Origin of the sequence: Collimonas antrihumi, from assembly GCF_018304965.1 — a bacterium.
In the GTDB taxonomy this organism is placed as follows: Bacteria; Pseudomonadota; Gammaproteobacteria; order Burkholderiales; family Burkholderiaceae_D; genus Collimonas; species Collimonas antrihumi.
The window spans coordinates 13,462-31,347 of record NZ_JAGQED010000020.1; the positions used below are offsets into that span (position 1 = coordinate 13,462).

At 59.9% G+C, this 17,886-nt stretch carries 8 protein-coding genes and 1 pseudogene; all 9 read left to right on the forward strand.

Features of this window, described 5'->3' with window-relative positions; genetic code table 11:
* Nucleotides 1-47: 47 nt before the first annotated feature.
* The 9 genes and pseudogenes from KHU29_RS15820 (at nt 48) to KHU29_RS15860 (ending at nt 17,868) form a co-directional block, all read left to right on the forward strand.
* Entirely contained in the window at nt 48-1,199 is a 1,152-nt protein-coding gene (locus tag KHU29_RS15820) for a sensor histidine kinase (RefSeq protein ID WP_211453727.1), read from the forward strand.
* 111 nt (nt 1,200-1,310) lie between these two features.
* The gene (locus KHU29_RS15825) at nt 1,311-2,792 is read left to right on the forward strand and encodes a multicopper oxidase domain-containing protein (protein WP_211453728.1); all 1,482 of its coding nucleotides are present in this window, start codon (nt 1,311-1,313) and stop codon (nt 2,790-2,792) included.
* Between the two features lie 10 nt (nt 2,793-2,802).
* Nucleotides 2,803-4,440: pseudogene (locus tag KHU29_RS15830) on the forward strand (multicopper oxidase domain-containing protein).
* 16 nt (nt 4,441-4,456) lie between these two features.
* Entirely contained in the window at nt 4,457-13,267 is an 8,811-nt protein-coding gene (locus KHU29_RS15835) for a choice-of-anchor D domain-containing protein (protein WP_211453729.1), read from the forward strand.
* 129 nt (nt 13,268-13,396) lie between these two features.
* Nucleotides 13,397-13,720 carry a hypothetical protein gene (locus KHU29_RS15840; protein ID WP_211453730.1) on the forward strand — a complete coding sequence of 108 codons (324 nt, stop codon included), beginning with the start codon at nt 13,397-13,399 and terminating at the stop codon, nt 13,718-13,720.
* Between the two features lie 56 nt (nt 13,721-13,776).
* Nucleotides 13,777-14,283, forward strand: coding sequence for a hypothetical protein (locus tag KHU29_RS15845; RefSeq protein ID WP_211453731.1), 507 nt, complete (start codon nt 13,777-13,779; stop codon nt 14,281-14,283).
* Between the two features lie 60 nt (nt 14,284-14,343).
* Complete coding sequence (locus tag KHU29_RS15850; protein ID WP_246542126.1) at nt 14,344-15,177, forward strand: LolA-like protein; 834 nt, start codon at nt 14,344-14,346, stop codon at nt 15,175-15,177.
* Between the two features lie 13 nt (nt 15,178-15,190).
* Nucleotides 15,191-16,060: a LolA-like protein gene (locus KHU29_RS15855; RefSeq protein ID WP_246542127.1), complete on the forward strand. Its 870-nt coding sequence runs from the start codon at nt 15,191-15,193 to the stop codon at nt 16,058-16,060.
* A gap of 2 nt (nt 16,061-16,062) precedes the next feature.
* A complete protein-coding gene (locus tag KHU29_RS15860; protein WP_246542128.1) occupies nt 16,063-17,868 on the forward strand; it encodes a c-type cytochrome in 1,806 nt (601 codons plus the stop codon).
* Nucleotides 17,869-17,886 lie beyond the last annotated feature (18 nt).

Sequence of the window (17,886 nt, forward strand, 5' to 3'; positions counted from 1 at the left end):
CAACAGGCGGGACGACAGGATAAAAAGAGCCAGGAAGGGGAGCGGCTATGTTGAAATTGCAGCAGGTGCTTGGAGTGATGCGAAAAATGCGCACCGAGATTGAATTGTCTGAGCCGCAATTCGGCGAGCTTACGGACCTGTTTGGGATATCGTCCATCGTTATTGATAACGAAGGCGCCATTTCCAGCATCAACGATACTGCCGCAGATATGCTCGGCTTTAAGGTGCCGGAGCTACTGGGCACCTTGCTGATGCGCCTGGTGGTTGAGGGAGACAGCGCTCTCAGCAATCTGCTCCTGCAAGGTCCCAAGACGAATAATTTTGAGCCATTCGATCTGGTTTTACATGGTCGCAGCGGTCGCAAGAGCGCTGTGCTGGTAGTGCCGGTTCCGATCGATCATGTCGATGGCGTGGCGAGTTCGATGATGTTGATGCTGACCGAAAAAGCCAAGCGCCAGGTTTCGTCGCACACGCTACAGCACTCCGAGCTGGAGCTTCAACAGTTTGCCAATCGCTTGATTGTTGCGCACGAGGTCGAGCTAAAACGCGTTTCGTCGGAACTGCACGACGGCATCGGGCAGGTATTGGCGATGATCAAATTCATGGTCGAAGACGCATCGCGAAGGCTAAAGCAAGGCAAGGTGCAAGAGGGAGTACACATTCTCGACGAGACCGTGCTGCGCCTGCGTGACGCGATGGATGACGTAAGGCGCCTGTCCAGCGAGCTGCGGCCTAGCACCCTTGACGATTTGGGTCTGATCCCGACAGTAGAAGGGCATTGCCGCAAATACGAGGATGCGTACGACAACATAAAGCTGGAACGCAATCTCAACGTTGCGGAGACGGAAATTCCCGGACACCTCAAGTCTGAAATATTTCGCATCATCCAGGAAGCGATGAACAATGCCGCCAAGCACGCGCGCGCCTCGACGGTCGCGGTGTCGATGCAGAACGATCATGGCAACCTTATCCTGTGCATCCGCGATAACGGTGTCGGCTTCGACGCCAAGCAATTTGCGGGCGGTCACATTAGTCAGCAGGGCATCGGTCTACGCAGCATGCGGGAACGCGCGGAGTCTACCGGTGGCTCTTTTTCGATCAAATCCTTTCCCGGCAGCGGCACGACGGTAGAGGTTCGCTGGCAGCTCCATGCGGTATTGATGCGTGGAACGACCAACGGCATGCAGTCGACTTTATGAGGTCATGGCGCTGGGATGGGCAAAGAAGCGGTAACCAGCGGCCACGGTGGCAGATGAAGTAAATGACGGCGCTCCGCGCGCACAGCGTTGACGGAGCATGATGGAGGTCATATGTTCAGCAAACAGTTATTTAGCCGCAGCTTGTACATGCTGCTATTGGTCACTTTTGCAGCGCCGGTATTCGCCCAGTCGTTCCGGGTGCAATGCCCGACCAGCACCGTGCTCCATCCTGCTGTCGTTACGGCAGGGGTCAGCGGGGCCATCAAGTGCCAGCAAATTTCTGGTGGCGACGGTTACTCGACTATGGGTGACGGCAATCAGACCTATATGTTCTCGTTCGGTCCCTTGTCCGGTCTTGCCGACATCAAGAACGGCCTGCCCGGAACGGAACCGGTGTCCGTGTTCAACTCGCTCGTTGATCCCAATGGCGCGGTCGGCCTCTCCCCGGATCCGGATTCCGTGCCCGCCGGTCAAATCACGGGCCACGTCGATCCACGGCCGATCATGGATATCGGCGTCATGAACGGTAACATCCCGGCGCCGACCATGGCGATCGACGAGGACGACGAATTCTTCCTGACCCTGACCAACGTCGGCATGATCATGCGCCCCGACCTGTTCGAGAAACACACGGTGCATTTCCACGGTTACCCGAATGCCTCCTCGTTCTATGATGGCGTGCCGGATGCTTCGGTCGCCATCAATATCGGCGCCAGTTTCACTTACTACTACCTGGCGCCGGACGCAGGGACCTATTTCTTTCATTGCCACATCACGCCGCCAGAACATCTGCAGATGGGCATGGTTGGCCAGATCTACGTCCGGCCGCGCCAGAATCGGGTCTCCAGCGGCACGCTGTATGCGGGCCTGATGGCACAGCAAAGCGATTTGCGGACCAAGTGCGGTAACGACATCCTGTGCTCGTCGCCGCTGCCACCGGTTAATGCAACCACGCATCTCAACAACAAAGCCGGTACGCCAACGCTGTACGCCTACAACGACGGCGATGGTTCGACCGCCTACGACGTCGAGTATCCCGTACAGATCCACGGTTTCGATCCCAATTTCCACTTCGTCGGCATGACTTTCAATCCAGAGGCGTTTACTGACATGAAGGACAAGCACTTCCTGTTGAACGGACGCAGCTATCCGGACACTGTGACCCCGGGTCCGATGTCCACCGAAGTGTCGGACGGCACACAGCATTTTTCGCAACCGCTGCCAACCATTATCAACATCCCGGTGGGCGGCAAGGCCTTGCTCAGGATCTCGGACCTGGACGTTACCGAGTTCCAGACACTGGCGTCGCTTGGCATCCCGATGCATGTGATCGGTATCAACGCCCGCTTGCTGCGGGATTTGTCAGGTAACGACATGACCTACAACACCAACTCGATCACGGTGGGCGGCGGCGAGTCGATCGACGTCATCCTGGACGCCAGCGACACCGTCAATCATCCGGCGGGTGCGGTCTACTATCTCTACACGCCGAATCTTGATCACCTGTCGAACGATGCCGAAAACTTTGGCGGCTTGATGACCGAGGTCCACATCTGCAATTCCGTGAACCCGACCAACAAGTCCTGCGTCTAGGAGAAGAGCCGTGAGCCATATAATCAACAACAATCGGAGCGCGAAGCTTGCGCGGCTCGCCACGTCATTTTTGCTGCCATTGCTGCTGTCGCTGTTCGCGTTGCTCTGTCTGCCGCAGGCGCAAGCCGCTGCCCCGGGTATCACGGGGACGACATTCAATCTGAATGCGGCGGATAACTATATCAGCTAGCCCGACGGCATGAATGTCTATTCCTGGGGCTACGGCTGCAGTACGGCGCCGTCCGGCTTTTCGCCGGCAGGGATGGCGGGAGCGGCCTGTTCGACCATGCAAGTGCCCGGGCCGACCTTGATCGTTCACCAAGGGGACAAGGTGACGGTGACGCTTACCAACAACTTGCCGGCGGCGGCCGGCAATACCTCGATCCTGTTCCCCGGGTTTAACGTTTGCACAGCCGTGTTGAACCCGGATGGCAGTTGTCCCGCCGTGCCAACCGGCGTGCCTGGCCTGTTGACGCGGGAAGCCGCGCACGGCGGTTCGGTTACCTACAGTTTCATCGCCAGTACCGCCGGGACTCATAGTTACTACAGCGGCACCCAGGGCGACCTGCAGATCGAGATGGGACTCTACGGCGCGATCATTGTGCTGCCGACCGTGGTACCGGCCGGCTGCCGCGCCGTGGCGTCGACGCTGCCGGATGGCCAGCCCGATTACCGCAACGCTGCAGCGGCTTACAATCACAGCGCCACCTGCTATGACCGCGAGTACCTGTTCCAGTTCGCCGAGATGGATCCGCGCATCCACTCCCAGGCGCAACAGCAGGCCGCAGTGGCGTGTACGCAACCCACCGGCTGCATGACGGTCGAGACGGAGCTTTACCATCCAGCCTATTTCATGATCAATGGCCGTTCCATGCCCGACGACATGGATCCGAACTACGCGGTGCAATATCCACACCAGCCGTACAACGGTAACCCGCACATGCATCCCGGTGAGCTGGTGTTGCTGCGGGTGATCGGCAACGGCCGCTGGCAGCATCCGTTCCACGAGCACGGTAATCATGTCCGCGTCCTGGCCCGCGACGGCAATCTGCTCCTCAGCCAGACCGACCCGACCAAGCTTGCCGGACCACTGCTGTTCACCACAACGACTACGCCGGGGCTGGCGATGGACGGCATCTTTTACTGGACCGGCAGAGGGTTGAATTGGGATGTCTACGGGCATACCGCCGGCGCGCTGTATACCGACACGGCATTTCCGGCGTACCTCGGCAAGCCGGTGGTCTGCATCCCGGACGCCAACGGCTACTACACGGCAGATCCGCTTGCGCCTAACTATTACGAGTGGTGCCAGGATCATGGCAAGCCGTTGGAAGCCCATGCGTTCGGCGCCGTCGGCAGCGGCGGCCCGGTGACGCTGCCCGATTCGAACATCCTGACCAACGGTCAATGGTATGGCGGCAGCCCGTATCTTGGGCCGGATGCGACCGGCCGCGCTGTCGGCCCCACAGGCAGTACTCCTCCGTCCGGCACGCTGGCGAATCCGTCGACCACGGAAGCAGGCTTCGCCTTCATGTGGCACTCGCACAACGAGCGTGAGATCACTACCAGCAATATTTTCCCGGGCGGCATGATGATGATGATGATGCTCGTTGACCCGCAAGCCTTCTCGATAAACGAAGCTAATTAAAAGCAGGAGAACCGCGATGAGAACCAATCAGGTCAAAGCCATGTTCTTAGGCTTGGTCAAGGGAGGACTAGCGGCATCGATGCTAGTCATGGCCAGCGGTGGAGCCTTCGCGCAGAGCGTCAATCTGACGGCACAAGCCGCCAATGCCTCGCTCCCGGACGGACAACTGGTGCCGATGTGGGGTTACAGCTGTAGCGCAGCCGCGGTGGCGCCAGCCACTTGTGCCGCTGCCAACCTGAGCGCCGGGGCGGGCTGGTCGCCGGTGGTGATCACCGTGCCGCCAGGAGCCCTGACTATCAATTTAACCAATAGTCTGCCGGCTAGCGTGCCGACTTCGCTGGTGATTGTCGGGCAGCTCGGAGGCGGACTGGGAAATACCGCAACGACGACGCCAAGCCCCACGCATGCGCCGCATAACGTGACCTGGCCGATCGCAGGCAGTGGGACCGGATCGCAGTTTACGCCGCCGGCTCAACCCGCCCGGGTCCAGTCGTTTGCCAGCGAAGTGGTGCACGGCCAGACCACCTCCCTGACCTGGAATAACCTCAAGCCCGGCACCTACCTGATCGAATCGGGAACCCATCCTTCGATTCAGGGGCCGATGGGGCTGTATGGCGTGCTGGTGGTAAGGACTCCGGCTAGTGGCGCAACTCAAGCCCTGGCGTATCCGGGCGTAAGTTACGATGCCGATGTGCCGTTGCTGCTGAGCGAAATTGATCCTGCACAAAACACCGCCGTGGCGGCGGCAGTGGCAACTGCCGGTTTCAGCGAGACAGCGGTATGGTCGGGCCAGCCCGGCGGCTGCGGAAATCCAGCCTCGGCGACTTTCCACACCTGCTATCCGCCAGCAGTGAATTACGATCCACGCTACTACCTGATCAACGGTGTCAGTTTTGACCGAACCAGCCAGACCAAGTCCCAGTTTTCTATTACTGCACCAGCCGCTACCGGCCAGGTTTTGCTGCGTTTCGTGAACGCCGGCCTGCGCATGCATGTGCCGACAGTAGTCGGCGCGCAAACCGGGAACCCTGCGGCTTCCGGCTTCTCGCTCATCGCTGAAGACGGCAACCTGTTGCCCGGCAGCCGACGGATCCAGAGCGAAGTATTCATGGCTGCCGGCAAAACCTACGACGTGCTGATGAATGCACCGGCCACGGGAGCCCTGGCGTTGCCCGTGTTCGACCGGCAACTGAGCCTGTCCACCAACAATCAGCGCGACGGCGGCATGCTGGCCTATGTCAGCGTCAATGGCGGCGCACTGCCGGTAGCGGCCGGCACGCAGAATGCGATTGCCAATCCCGATAACTATTACCTGGTGCCGGGCAGCGCTTTGGCTGTCACGGATCCAGCTAAAGGCGTGATCGCCAACGATATCCGGGTGTATGGCGTAAAGGTGGCGGCGCCACCGGCCGGTGGCGTACTCACCTTGAACCCTGACGGTACCTTCACCTATGTACCGAATGCCGGCACTACTTCCGACAGTTTTATGTATATGGCGAACGGCAATCCGGCGATTACGGCCAAGGTGACCCTGGCCGCCTGCACCGCAGTTTCCGGCTGCCTGAGTGGTGCGCCTATCGCCAACAACGACAGCTACACCAGCAACATCGCGTCGCGGCTGCAGATCAGCCCGCCGGGCGTGCTGGGCAACGATAAGGATCCTGGTGGACATCCGTTGCATGCCTCGGCCGCCACCAGTGTCGTCGGCGGTACGGTGACTCTGAACCCGGACGGTTCCTTCAATGCGGTGCCGGCAACTGTCCCCACTGGCGCCTCGACCGCCACGATGTCATTCAAATACACTGCGATCAATTCGCAGAATACCAGTTCGGCTCCGGCCACCGTTTCTGTGACATTCAAGGGCGGTAGCGGCCTGGTCGTCAAGGTGCTTGATGCGCCGAGCGCGAAGACGTCGACCCCGATCCAGCTCAACGACTACCGCTGGATCATCGAAGAGGATCGCACCGTCCAGATCGACCCGGCATGCCAGACGAATTCAGCCACCCGGCCGGCCAGTTGTCCGCCGCTGCCTGTGTCTAGCCTCGGCGCCAACTTCCATGTCAGCTACATGCCGGTGGTGGCTTCCGGCTGCGTCGGCACAATCGCTTGCGAGGCGGGCCAAACTGTGTTCGACCCGGTCAGCAATGCACATATGCCGGCCGTGTGCGACATCGGCAACGGCACTTGCCGGACTACTGCCGTGCAGCAGGTCGCAGTCAACCCCAGCCAGGTTGCCCTGGACCCGACCAAGCATTATTACATCTCGATTTTGCCAGGCGATGCCGGCAACTCGTTCACTAGCGGCTCAGGCGCTCCCAAGCCGGTTAATCCAAGTAACCCCACCGGACCGCAGCGACCTTTCAGCATAGCTCTGGACTGCCCGTCGGGACCGGGCGGGGCGGATTTTGCACCCGGAACCGGAACCTGCGGCCACAGCATGAGCGGCGCACCGATCGCGCCTGCAATGTCTGCGGTCAACGTGCTCGTGCCGCAGACGCCAATGGCGACCGCCAAGGTCTCGGTGTTTGTGTTCGAGGATGACGCCCCGCTCAATGGTGAGTTCGACGTCAGCGGCGGCCAGGACGCCTTTGGCACAGCCCGCGAGCCGGGATTGGGCGGTTTCGAGATCAAGCTCTGGGACGACGCCGGCGGCACCGGCGACCCGACCGGACAGATGAGCTACGACATGTTCAACATGCCGCTCTCCAATTCCTTGCAGGGGATGATCGATCCTTCCACCGGACTCAATGCCTGTCCGATTTCAAAATCGACCGACGGCCTGGTAGGCATGATTCCGACGTGTCCGAAATATGAGTCGGATGGCGTGACGACTTCGCCGCTGGTCGGCCAGGCCATTATTGCCAACCTGATGCCGGGTAGATACGGTGTGATCGCCACGCCGGCAGCCGACCGCATCGGCAGAGGGGAGGAATGGCTGCAGACCAACACGCTGGATGGACAAAAGGCCCATGATTCTTTCATCAAGGTAGGTGGACCAGCCTATTTCCAAGAGTTCGGACCGGCCGGCTTCCACGTGGTCATCGGTTTCGCCAATCCGAAAATCATCAATGACCGCCGCACCAATGCGCAAGCCACCGGGCTGTGTGATGCCGCCCCCTCCGGTAGCGGTGTCTCGTGCACCAATTCGGTCAAGGGAAGGATCACCAGTCTGCACATCAGCCGTCCGCCGAACGAAAGTCTGTACAGCAGTGGCTCGCGCGCCTCCCTAGGTTTCACGCAATGCTATGTGACTATGGGCGATCCGGACGGTGAGGATATCGCCTTTACCAAGTGCGACGCCGACGGCAGGTTCAGCTTCAGCGGCCTTCCCAATGGTACCTTCAGGATAACCGTATTCGACCAATGGGACGACCAAATCGTCGATGGCCTTTCGACGGCGGTGCTACTGACGGGAAATCAGGTGAAAGACGTCGGCGATCTGCCTGTGCTCCAATGGCACACCAATCTGTACACCCGGTCCTTCATCGACCTCAACGGCGACGGCGTCTCCCAAGCCAACGAACCCGGACTGACGTTGGTGCCGACTATTGTTCGCTTCCGCGATGGCAGCATTGCCTATTTCAACAATACCGACCTCAACGGCTATGCACCGTTCAATGAAGTGTTCCCATTGTTCAACTGGTATGTGGTGGAAGCCGACACGACGCGCTTCAAACAGACCGGCGTGCACCTGGTCTATGATGCCGGCGGGCCTGCGGACGGTACACCTGGCGGAGGAGCGTCGAGCATAGCCGCGAATTTTGCCAACACGGTGGAATCGGCCACGGCACATCTCCCCGTCGCACAGCGAGTGCCGGGCACGGTGTATTGCGACAACGCAGACTGCACCGGCTTTTCAATCCAGAACGGCCCGGGCAGCAGTGCCGCCAATCCTTCCACCGGTAGCATCAGTCCACCATCGGCAGTCACGGTGGGTTGGCAAGGTTTCATCGGCCAGAACGCATTCATCGAGTTTGGCAAGACGCCGTTCGCCGCGACTGAGAATGGTGGCATCAAGGGCGAGGTGATTTACGCCTCGACCCGGCCATTCGACGATCCGTCGCTGCTGATCCATACCAAGTGGACGCCGAACGTGCCGAACGTGACCGTCAACCTGTATCAAAAGAACACAGCTCCGGACGGCAGTGCCACGCTGACATTGGTCGACACCACCCAGACCAGCAGCTGGGACGATTGGTCTCAAGGTTTCCGCTCGGATGGTGTTCCCAACATGAACTGCCCGGGCCAGGAAACCCCCGACCCCTTCTTCTTTACCCTGAAGGACAGCACCAATTGGCTCGATCCGCTGCACCGTGCGCTGCCTGCACATGCCCAGTTCAAATGCTACGACGGCATGCACTCCTTCAACCAGCTGCAGCCTGCGCCTTTCGACGGCATGTATAAATTCCCCAGCGTGGCGGCCACCAGTCCGACTACCGGCAAGCCGACCGCCAGCAACTGCACGATTTGCGTGACGAATCCGAGCGGCGATGGAACCGTCATGCTGCCAGCAGGCAAGTACGTTGTGGAAGTAATCGTACCGCCTGGCTACGAGTTGGTGAAAGAGGAAGACAAGAACATCCTCATCGGCGACAACTACATTGCACCGGTAACGCAGCAGTTCGGCAGCATCGGCAACGTCTTCATCGTGCCTGACCAGGCCGCGGTGAATGCTTCTTATAACCAGAACAATGCGCAGAATCCGACCCAGGATCTGGGTTCTACCACCTACCCTCGGCACGAAGGCGACACCGGCAGTGTCGAGGCTTTCTGGCCCTGCGTCGGCGCACTGCGCATCGTGCCTGACTATATCAGCTTGTTCCCTGGCTCGCAGGAAGTAGCGCCGTTCGCGGGTGCTTCGCGGCACCTGTGCGACCGCAAGGAAGTGCAGCTGGATAACCAGACGACAGTGCTGGCGAAATTCTGGGTGTTCAGTTCAACCCACGTCGCGGCGCATTACACCGGCTTCATGCTGGACGATTTCTCTTCCGAATTCGATCCGTATTCGCCGCAATTCGGCGAGAAGTTCGCCGTCCCCAACGCACCGGTATCAATCAAGGATTTCGCCGGCAACGAAATTTCCCGCGTGTATGCAGACCAGTGGGGCATCTTCAATGGCTTGACTTATTCAACCTGGCAAGTCAACCCGCCAAATCCGACTGGTTATGCTCCGACCATGATGGTCACCTGCATGAACGACCCGGGTCCGATCCCCGATCCGGCGCACCCCGGCCAGACCATCACCGATCCTTTGTACAACCCGGCCTACAGCCAGTTCTGTTACGAGATTCCGTTCATGCCTGGACAGACCCAGTACATGGATACGCCGGTAGTGCCGGTCTCGGCCTTCGCCGAAGGCTACAATCCGCCTGACTGCGCCTATCCTGACGCCACTCCTGCCATCGCCAAGGTGACCGGCGATACCGTCAGCGGCGGCGCCGGCCCTTGGGTCAAAGTGGCGGGTAGCGTTCTGACAGTCACCGCGATCAATAACACTGGAGACGCGACGGTGCTGAACCATGCCTACAACGGACCGGCAGCCACCACGGCGCCGTACAACCAGAAATTCATTACGCGCCACTATGGCTTCGGCGCTACGCAGGGCAGCGGATCGGTAACGATTGGCGGCGTCAATGCGTCGGTGCTCTCATGGAGCGATACGCAGATCAAGGTGCTGGCGCCTATGCTGACCTCGGCGCAATCGAGTTGCCCGCTTCAGCAACGCGGCACGCTGCTTCCGGCCACCTGCGGCGAGCTGGTGATCACAGCCGGCAATGGCAAGAAATCGATCGACACGGTTACCGTTACCATCGGTGGTAACACGCCGAAATACATCAATGGCGAGAATGCCGCGAGCAACGCCATCCAGAGCGCGATAGACAACGCCACCCCGGGCGACATGATCATCGTCGGCCCAGGCAACTATAACGAAATGTTGCTCATGTGGAAACCGGTCCGGCTGCAAGGTGTCGGCGCTGCCTCGGTGACGGTCAACGCCAACACCCATCCGTCGGGTAAGATGGATCCGTGGCGGCGTCAGGTCGACTGCCTGTTTGGCGTAGCGCTCAACGGCGGCCTGCTCACATCGACTAACCCCTACGATCCGACCGGCCAATACACTTGTCCGGCGGCGATGCAGCGCCAGGTGGACCCGATCCCGTTCGAACCAAATATCGGCTGGGACACCAATTTTAATGGCAATCTGGGTGAACTCCTGATAGAACCTACGCTGATGGGAGCGTATGAAGGTGCGGGCATCACGGTGCTGGCAAAAGGCGTACGCGACGTGCTGGTGGGCGGCACCCTGCAACCCGACCCCAACTTCACCGCGAACGGCATCTTCACGCCGCTCACGGCCAGCACCGCGGATTGCACAACCTATCCTAGCAATTTCCTGTGCAACCCGTCGCGCATCGACGGCATCAGCTTCAACAACAGTTCGCAAGGCGGCGGCGGCATCTTCCTGCATGGCTGGAACCACAACATGGAAATCGCCAACAACCGTGTGTTCGGCAATTCCGGCACCCTCACCGGCGGTATTGTCGTTGGCCAGGTGGAAGTGCCGGAAGCAACTATCGCTGCGGATGGAGTGACCCAACTGCCATTCGGCTTCAACAACGCTGTCAACGTGCATCACAACGCGGTCACCTTGAACTCCTCCTACGGCGATGAAATCAACTCCACCACACCGTCGTCGGCCGGTGGCGTCACTTTCTGTACGGGGGCTGACAACTACCACTTCAACTACAACTGGGTGTGCGGCAACATGAGCAGCGGCGACGGCGGCGGCATGGCGCATTTCGGCTTCAGCTATAACGGCGACATCTCGCACAACTGGATCCTCTTCAACCAGAGCAACAACCCGACGCTACCGACCTATGGCGGCGGTATCATCGTCCAAGGTGTCGCTCCGGACGGTACTTTCTGCGAAAACTCGGTGGTTGACGTGGACTGCGCGCCTGAACTGTCCGACGGTGTTGGCCCCGGTATCACGGTTGACAGCAACCTGATCATCGGCAATACCGCCGAAAGCGGTAAAGGCGGCGGCTTGCGGCTGCAGAATATCAATGGTACCGAGGTGGCACGCAGTCCAAACAATGCGAATGCGTGGTATCAAGTTAATGTCACCAACAACATCATTGCGAATAACGTTGCCGGCTGGGCCGGAGGCGGAGTCTCGTTGCAAGATGCCGTGCGCGTCAACTTGGTCAATAACACCATCGTTTCCAATGACACCACCGCTTCGGCCGGCGTGCTGTTCAATACGGACGCAGCAACTCAGGCCAATGTGGGGCCACCGAACTGCACCACAGTCGGCAGCCAGACAACCTGCAGTCCTACCACCACCTCGCAATATGAACCGGCAGGCATGGAAACAGCGCATCACACCACCAACCTGATCACGGCGTTCACCGTGCCAAGCGTGGCTTGTCCTGCCGGTCTGCCAAATTGCACGACGTTCTCCAACCCGGTGATGACTAACAATCTGTTCTGGCAGAACCGTGCGTTCTATATCACGGTGGGCGGCCTCGATACGGCGATACAGGGCATGCAAAACCTGGTGACACTGAACCCGACCTTGAACCAGCTTGGCCACAACACGGGCTATTGCGATCCTCATGCGGTCTACTGGGACATCGGCGCCTTCGGCGACACCGGGCCGGCCAACCATAGCTCCGGATTGACGCTCAGTCCGCAGTACTCGATCCTGACTGACGCCGCAGACTATCCGGGGGCAAACAACCTGGGCAGCAATCCAGCCGTGATAAGCCAGTATTGCAATGGTTCGCGGGTACCGCCGGAAGGTGGCGGCAACGGCTTCGCTGTACCTCCGGGCATCTCCGATGCGGTCTTGCCTAACCCATTGTTCACCTTGATGCCTTCGGCAACGCCGGATGAAGGCAACCAGTGGATCAACATGTTCTACGGGCCGCTCTCTCTGTCCAATGCAACCATTGCGTCGGGTGGCGCAGGCTACGGTTTGCCGCTCGGTAACTACGCCATTGCGGCGGGGTCACCGGCGATTAATACCGGGACGTCGACCAATGCGCCTGCCAAAGACTTCTTTGGCACCACAAGGCCGCAAGGTAGCGGCTTCGATATCGGCGCGGTCGAGTTTGTGGCAGTCAATACTGCCACCGCGAACGTGACGCCGACTTCGTTGGCATTCGGCAGTACGGTAGCCGGCACTACCAGCGCCGCGCAAACTCTGACGCTGCACAACACCGGCGGTGCCATCATGACAGGCATTACTCTGACTTTCACCGGCACCTTTGCCCGGGCGACACCAGGCGGTACCTGCACTACGGCCTTGACTGGAGGGGGCACCTGCACGATCAACGTGGTGTTCGCGCCGACAGCAGCGGGTGCCGCGACCGGGTCGCTAGCCATTGCCGCCAACGTCCCGGTCTCTGGTTCGCCAGTGCCGCTCACCGGTACCGGCGTCGCTCGCGTGGTCAGCGCAACGCTCAGTCCGACCACGTGGAGCCCGTCTGCTACGCGAGGTGTGCTGGCAGCAAATGCTCCGCCCCAGACCTTTACCTTGACCAACACCGGTAATGCGCCGCTCACCGGGATCGGGCAAGGAATACTGGGCGGCACTAGCCCGGCTGACTACGCCGTCGTCAGATTGACGTCGACCTGCGGCCCGGCCACCGGCGGACAACTTTCGGGGGTGACAAGCCTGGCTCCGGGTGCGACTTGCATCGTCAATGTGCAATTCCTGCCGCGCACGAGCGACCCGGTCAACAGCGTCAGGAATGCAACGATATCTGTAACCGATCCGGCAGGTACGCAGACATCGACTTTGACAGGAACGGCTAGATGAAATTGGTGAAAGGTGATGCTGCTCGCGGGAGGTTCCTGCGGGCAGTCGGGGAATTTTCAGCTGGTGACTTGGGAACGATCGACACTCTCGGCCATCGTCGGCGGCAATCTGTTGGGAGGAAGGATTAGCATGAAACTCTATTTACTCGCTTCTTTGTGCGCGTTAGCCAGCTTTTCGCTGGCGATCGCGGCCGAGTCACCGCTGGATGGATCAACGCTGGCGCAGGTGGATGCCATAGTTGCCCATTGCGGCCAGATCAATCCGGCGGATAGCGCCAGGTACCAGGATCTGTTGAAACCCGTGATTGCCGACGTGTCTGCCGATGACCTGGCGACTATACGCAAGAGCGAGGTGTATCAGCAGGCTTATGAAACTATTACCGCGCAACTCGTGGCAACGAAGAAAGATGACGTGGTTGCAGCATGTGCCGGCGCCATCGCGGCAAATAACTAGAGCAGGAATGGCCTGCGTGGCCAACAGGGAAAAACATGAACATGTCCGTAGAGACAATGAAATTAGCGACCATGGCGGCGCTGCTGGCGTGTAGCCTGTGGAGCGCTGCGGCCTTGGCTCAATCTACGCAGGGACAGCAGACTCCGTCGGCTGCTCCGGGCGCTGCGCGTTCATTGCCGAATAAATCCTCTCCCTATCAGCCGGTAAAGATACCGAAGCACGCCAAGACCTTCTATGAAGCTTATGGCGGTGTCGACAAACTGACCGTGCGGCGAACCGCATCAGGCAACCTGATTCGCTTCAGTTACCGGATTGTCGACCCCGCCAGAGCCAAAGCGCTGGGCGAAAAGAATGCGACACCATACATGCTCGGGCAAAGGAGTCATGCCTTGCTGCAAATTCCGGTCATGGATAAAATCGGGCAGCTGCGGCAGACCGGTACGCCGGAAGTCGGCCAGGAGTACTGGATGGTGTTTTCCAACAAGGGTAATCTGATTAAAGCGGGGGATCGCGTCAATGTGATGATCGGTTCCTTTCATTTCGATGGACTGCTGGTTGAATGATCACCTGCGAGCGATCTGCGGTGGTTGAACTAAGCTAGATAAGCTGAGGAGGATGCACTCATGAACCGGATTCTCATGCTGGCCTTTGGCCTGGCGTCACTGACGGCCACGCCCGCCACGGTAGTTGCAGCAACCGCAGCCACCAAAGCCGCAGCCACCAAAGCCGCAGCCACCGATACCGCCCCGGCGGGCCGCTTAAGCGCGGCGCAGATCGTCGAAAGGAATGTGGCGGCGCGCGGCGGCCTGCAAGCCTGGCGCGCGGTCAACAGCATGAGCATGTCGGGGAAAATCGATGTCGGCGGCAAGCAGGAGACGTCGTTGCCGTTCGTGATGACCATGAAGCGGCCGCACAAGAGCCGCTTCGAGCTGCGTTTCCAGGAGCAAACCGCAGTCCAGGTCTACGACGGCACGCAAGGCTGGAAGGTTCGGCCCTTCCTGGGCCGCAATGACGTCGAGCCTTACACTCCTGCCGAAGCCAAGTCGGCCGCCGCATGGACCGAGCTGGACGGTGCGTTGATTGACTACGTCGCCAAGGGCACTACGGTTGAGTCGCAGGGCATGGAAGCGGTGGAGGGACATAGCGCCTACAAACTGAAGCTGACCTTGAAAGACCACGTCGAGCGGCACTTGTGGATCGACGCCAAGAGTTTCCTGGAACTGAAAATCGATGGCGAACCGCGCAAACTGGATGGCAGGATGCACAACGTCGCCATTTACTACCGCGATTACAAGACTGAAAACGGGCTGACCGTGCCGTACGTCCTGGAGACGATCGTCACCGGCGCCAAGGCTAGCCACAAGATAAACATTCAGCATGTGACCGTGAATCCACCGACGACTGACGCGATGTTTGCGAAACCGCAGTTGACCGTAGCCAAGGTATCCAGCCAATAAGGGATGGTCGACTATGAACCCGCCTTCAAATCGGATAGCACGGTGGACGTTTTCCGCTTACATTTCGGCGGGTCTGTTTGCGCTCGCCCTTGCGCAAGAGCCGGCGGTGGCGCAAAGCAGCGAACCAGGTTTGAGCGCGGCGCAGATCGTCGAGAAGAACGCCGCTGCGAGGGGCGGGGCGGATGCCTGGCGCAAGATCCAGACCATGATCTGGGTCGGGCATGTGGAGAGTGGGAATGTTGCTGTGCCGACTCTGCCATTTGTGCTCGAGCTGAAACGTCCCAATAAGACGCGTTTTGAAATTACGGTGCTCAATCAGGTATCGGTGCGCGTCTATGACGGCACCCATGGCTGGAAGTTGCGTCCGAACCGCAACGGCAAGCCGGATCTGCAGCCCTACACGCCCGACGAGCAGAAATTTGCGCATGAGGAACAGGTCATCGACGGTCCACTCATCGACTACCAGGCCAAAGGGATTGCCGTCAGCCTGGAAGGGATCGATGACATCGAGGGGCATAAGGCTTATCGGCTGAACGTCAGGTTGCCGTCCGGGGCGAGCCATCGCATGTGGGTCGATGCCGAGACTTTTTTAGATGTCAAGTATGACCGTGAGACCCGTAGCGCCATGGGCCAGCCGGCGACGATATCGGTGTTTTACCGCAACTATCGCAGTGTCGAAGGATTGCAGATTCCGGCTGTTATTGAAACCGGAGTGGGCGCGACCCAACCCAGGAATAAGCTTGTGATCGAAAAGATCGCACTTAATCCGCCTATGGAAGACTGGAGATTCGCCAAACCCGGTACACAGGGACGCAACAATACGGTGTCGATAGGCGCCGATAATTTTCAGGCAGCCCGCGGATCAGGCCGGCCGGATCGCTAGCCATGGCTGCCCACCTGCCGAGGACGATGGCGGAGTCCATCTGGCCGACTCCGTGGCTGCGTGACAGCGAAGGCAAGGCAGGAGTAAGAATATTTCTCCATGACGTGGCTGTTGCGCAAGCACGGCTGCCTGGAGTGTTGGTGCTTGCGCTTTTTTTTGCGCTGCTGTCCGGTGTCAACTCGCTGTGGGCTGCGCCCCTTGCGGTTGTCCCCGTAAATGAGATCAACAGCGAGGTCAACAGCGCGGTCAACAGCGGCTCGCCCGCAGACGTCGGCGCAGCGATCTTCCGGCAGGGCATACAGGGTTCGGGTGCGCCGCTTGAAGCTACCCGCGAAGCCGGCGTCCGCCTGCAGGGCGCGGCTGCGGCCTGCATCAATTGCCATCGCTCGAGCGGCCTTGGCGCCAAAGCCGGCCGCGATACCATTCCGCCGATCACCGGCCGTTATCTGTTCCATCCGCGTGCAAAAAACATGGAGGATCTCGACCTGCCTTATGTTGACGGTATCCGCGCAGATCGCGAGCCATACACCGATGAAACCATCGCCAGAGCGATCCGCGCCGGTCTCAACTCGGAAGGCAAGCCGCTCAGTTACCTGATGCCGCAATTCGCGCTGAACGACGCCGACATGGCAGCGCTGATCGCCTATCTGAAGCGTCTCGATCAACATCGGATGCGCGGGGTCGCGGATACGGTGCTGCACTTTGCCACCATCATTACGCCAGATGCGGACCCGGTGAAACGGCGTGGCATGCTAGACGTGCTGGAACAATATTTTACCGACAAGAATGCCTTCCCGCTCGGCGCCACGCCGCCCTTGCGCAGTTCGCGCAGAATGATGTTCATGGTGAATCGGCGCTGGCAGCTGCACGTCTGGGAGCTGAGCGGTCCGCCTGCAACCTGGGAGGAGCAGCTGAAACAACATCTTGCCGCAGAGCCGGTGTTTGCGGTGGTGTCGGGTTTGGGCGGCAAGACCTGGGCGCCGATCCATGCATTCTGCGAGCATGAGGCGGTACCTTGTCTCTTTCCGAATGTCGAAGCGCCGGTCGGTAGCGACCGCGACTTCTACTCTTTGTATCTCTCCAAGGGCGTCTTGCTGGAAGCGGAACTGATCGCGAAAAGAATTCTCGACGCGGGCAACGGCAAGCGGGCGAAGAGTGTGCGCCAGATCTATCGCGCCGGCGACAGCGGAGAATCGGGAGCCAAGGAACTCGCCATGGCGCTGCAGCATCGTGGCATTGCGGTATCAAGCCGTGTGCTGGCGCCCGGCGAGAGCGTTGCCAAAGCATTGCACGGGACCGCAAGCACGGACGCGCTGGTCTTGTGGCTACGCCCCGCTGATATCGCGGCGCTTGCCGGGGCACCGGCGCCGGCAGCTTCGACTGCGGTGTTCATGTCGGGGCTGATGGGCGGGCTGGAGCACGCGCCGTTGCCGCCGGGCTGGCGCAGCAGTACACGCCTGGCCTATCCGGTCGATCTGCCGGAGCGCCGGCGTTACCGGGTCGACTACGCTTTCGGCTGGTTCGCGATCCGGCATATTCCGGTGGTGGCGGAGCAGGTGCAGGCGGACACTTACCTTGCCTGCGGCCTGTTGGCAGAGACGCTGAGCCACATGGTCGATACGTTTGTCGGCGACTATCTGGTCGAGCGTATCGAGGACATGCTGGAACGCAGGATCCTCACCGGCTACTATCCGCGCCTGACACTGGCGTCGGGTCAGCGTTTTGCCTCCAAGGGAGGGTATATCGTCCATTTCGCCGAACCTGACGGCGTGCGGCTGGTCGCTGACGGCGACTGGACCGTGCCGTAGCGGCGCGATGAGGTGCAG